The sequence below is a fragment of the Stenotrophomonas sp. P5_A8 genome, assembly GCF_056400545.1.
This window is the reverse complement of the sequence record NZ_JBFULB010000386.1, coordinates 1-3392: the sequence shown is the minus strand read 5'-3', so window position 1 is coordinate 3392 and position 3392 is coordinate 1. Positions and strand designations below refer to the sequence as shown.

The 3392-nt window shown below is 62.3% G+C and carries 3 protein-coding genes; all 3 read right to left on the bottom strand.

What is annotated here, in order from left to right:
* Window positions 1-291 precede the first annotated feature (291 nt).
* From AC1DQP_RS18425 to AC1DQP_RS18415, 3 genes are read right to left on the bottom strand one after another with little or no spacing between them, the layout of a single operon-like run.
* Window positions 292-1638, bottom strand: a complete 1347-nt coding sequence (locus tag AC1DQP_RS18425; protein ID WP_193222827.1) for a sensor histidine kinase — start codon at window positions 1636-1638, stop codon at window positions 292-294.
* A gap of 16 nt (window positions 1639-1654) precedes the next feature.
* Entirely contained in the window at window positions 1655-2371 is a 717-nt protein-coding gene (locus AC1DQP_RS18420; RefSeq protein ID WP_152153252.1) for a response regulator transcription factor, read from the bottom strand.
* A 26-nt stretch (window positions 2372-2397) separates the two neighbouring features.
* Window positions 2398-3198, bottom strand: coding sequence for a MipA/OmpV family protein (locus AC1DQP_RS18415; RefSeq protein ID WP_478052195.1), 801 nt, complete (start codon window positions 3196-3198; stop codon window positions 2398-2400).
* Window positions 3199-3392: the final 194 nt, after the last annotated feature.

Here is a 3392-nt window from a genome sequence, read left to right as displayed (position 1 = left end):
GGACTAGGCTGATGGCTTGGTGCTCGCCACACTTGGGACAACGGAGCGTTGCACCGCCATCCAAGGGTTCAAGTCCTTGAGCGGGCGTGGCTGTGAACGCCGCACTGCATTGAAGGCAGCGACAAAAAACCCTTGTCAACTCCAAGAGTCGGTCGTCCTCACTTCTCAAACCTTCAACATCCAGAAGGTGGAAACGACCTGTATTGGGCACTGTTGCTCTCTCTAGTAGGCGGGCAGGACGGAACGCATGGCGTTTGGGCTAACACTCCCGCCTTGGTCGCCCRAGAATACTCAGTGCGGTAGGTCGAGTTGAGACTCAAGTGGCGGGTTTGTATCCACGACAAATCGCGCACCTCTGTCTTGGGGTGCATCATAACGGAGAGCCCATCCGTGGGAGGTGCAGATTTCCAAGCAGATCGCCAATCCAAGTCCAGCCCCCGTGCTGTCCCGCGGCTTGGCTCGCCAGAAACGCTTGAACAACAGGGGCTGCTGCGAAGGGGCTACGCCGGGGCCGTCGTCCTGCACGGAGAAGCCCCCAAGGAATAATTCGATGCGCACTCGACCGCCCAGGGGCGCATGGTGGATGGCGTTCTCAATCAGATTCTTGGCCAGCACAAACACCGCCGACGCATCCGCCAGCACCGGCACTTGCCCGCATTGGTCGTTCACTTCAACCGTCACCGTGCGTTGTTCGGCCATGCGTATCAGGTAGTCGGCCGCATCCTGAAGGATCGCCGCAAGGCGAACCGACTCGAAGCTGTAGTTGTGGGCCTCGCTCACTTCCGCCAGATGCAGCAGCTGATGGATCTGGCGCGCCATATGCCCGGCGTCCTGCAGCAGCAGTTCCCTATTGGGCGCGTTGCTCAGCTCAATCTCCGCGGTTAGCAGGGACAGGGGCGTCTTCAGTTCATGCGCCGCCGCAGCCAGGAACTCCTGTTGAACCCGAAAGCCGTTTTCCAGCCGGGCGAGGGCGCCATTGAAGGCCTCCAGCAACGGAATGACTTCGGCGGGAAGCCCCTCGCTGCGGAGCCGGGTTCCTAAACTTCTGGGGTTCACCTGCGCGGCGACCGCCGAGACCTCCCTGAGAGGAGCGATCATTCGCCTGATGGTCCAATACACCACGATCGCGAAGGTCAAGAGCGCCAAGAGCAGCGTCGTCAAGCCCGCCCTGAGGTAGAGCGTGCCCGCGTAGTCACTGAGTGTCAGCACGAGCCGATCACTGCGCGCCACCCGGACAACGTAGCGATGGCCTTGGAGGTCCACTGGGCCTTGCATCACTCGAAGACGAACGACCGTCCCATTGCTCGGCACCATCATCGATTCAGAGCCTGTGGGCAGCGCTGTCAGGGCATCCAAGGCCGGGCCGGGCGAGCTTTGGAGGACAGTGTTTCCGGCACTATCGACGATGCAATAGGCAGAGTCCTTGGTCATGGCGTCGTAAGCGTTGACGTTCTGTGGCTTCAAGTCGACGAAGAACTTCCCTTTCGCATCTCTTCTTATTCCTTCGATCAGGTGATCAAGCTCCTCTTGCAGTTCCGTGCGAAGTAAGCGCTCAGGCAGCTTAGGAGAGGTCATGGCGAGCATGACCAAGATGGCAGCCACTGCGGCGACCAGCACCGCCAGCATGGTGCCGATCATCAAGCGCGCGGTCAGGCTACGCGGCAGCATCGGAGGGGAGGAGAGAGAAGCCCAAATTGCGCACGTTGATGAGGGCAAGCGGGGCGTCAATCGCAGCAAGCTTTTTCCGTAGGCGGTGCAAAGCGACGTCCAAGGCATTGGGGGTGACAGCGTCTGAAACGCCCCAAGCGGCAGCCTCCAGTGCGGTGCGGCGGACCACTTGGCCGGCGGCCCTCACCATCAGGATGATGAGTTGCAGCTCTGCCGGTGCCAGACTGATCTGCTCTTGCTGGTGTCGCATGCAGCTGAGTTCGGGCAGGATCTGAAGACCGTGGTAGCTGAGATGAAGCTCGCGGAACTCTGCGGGCCGTCGCATCAGCGCTCGCACGCGCGCTGTGAGTTCTTCTATGGCAAAGGGCTTGGGCAGGTAGTCGTCGGCCCCCGCGTCCAGCCCGGCCACGCGATCATGCAGCGCGTCCTTGGCGGTCAGCATCAGGCACGGGAGCTGATTGTCCGCCGCGCGCAACCTTCGGATCAGGGTCAAGCCGTCGCCATCGGGTAACCCGCGATCTACGATGGCCAGCGCGTAAGGAAGGCGCAGCAGCCCGTGCCAGGCGGCCTCCAAGGTGGCGAACGTGTCCACGGCGATGCCTGCAGCCCCCAGTCCACGCTCGACCAAGCTGGCCAAGCGTGGATGATCCTCAACCAAGGCAATTCGATTGGAAACGGCCGGGGCGGGCACGGAGGGGACCATGGGGGCTCAGGTTTTAGTATGAACGATCAGAAGCTCCGGGATATTCCACAGCGCACCCCGGCGGACCCGTTCGAGTCGGGCTCCAAAAGGGGGCTGTCCACCAGTTCGTTCGGCAGGAACTTGTAGTCCACGCCGCCGAGCACCCGCCATTTGCCCCCCAATGGGCGGGAGAAGCCCACGCTGACTTGGGGAACCAGCGCTGAGCCGGGCTGGTAGCTTGCCACGCCCCGACTGATTTCTTCGTCCAGGGTCCCGTAGTAGTAGTTGACCAGATCCTTGGACATCCATCGAACCCCGGCACCAGGCACGACCGTGGTGCGCCCCCATTGCAGGGCATAGCCGTAGTCCACAGCAAGCTCGTAACCCCCACTGGTGTCGGTTACGTCGGCCAAGGCGCTGACCTTCAGCTCCCCGGCCCGCCCTCGCCAGCTGGCGGCCACGCCGGCGTCGAGCCCGTCATCGCGGTCCTCCAAGGCAGTAGCGTCCAGGCCATTGCGGGCTAGGCCGGCGCGGGAAAGGTCCTTGATGTCAAACCCGTCGAAGCGTCCAGAAAGGACCGCATCCAAGGAGAAGGCCTCGCCTTGGATAAGGTGAACCCCTCCAGACAGCCCGCGCCAAAAGAGGCGCTGCCCGTCAAAGGTCACCAAGGGGAGGGGGCGAACGCGGGTGCCTTCGCCGGCATAGGGGCTATCGCGGACAGAGACGGCGACGCCTAGGGACCACCGATCGTCTTGAGCATCGGCGAGCAAGTCACTGCTGCTGGAAACGCCTTGGGCCAAGGCAACGGTGGGGAGAAGGAGCGGAAGGGCGAGTACGGACTTGAGCATGAAAGTAGCGTCGTGGGAGGACGCTACGAGCTTTGGTCATCCGAACTTACAGGGAACTTACCAACGCGGGGTCCGGGGCCTTCCGTTCAGCGAAGGCCATCCAAGCGCGCCAAGATCCAGCGACTGGCTGTGGTCACCCTATGAGGTGGCTACCTCGTCATTGCAAGCGGCAGCGACGGCGGTCTGGCGCAGAT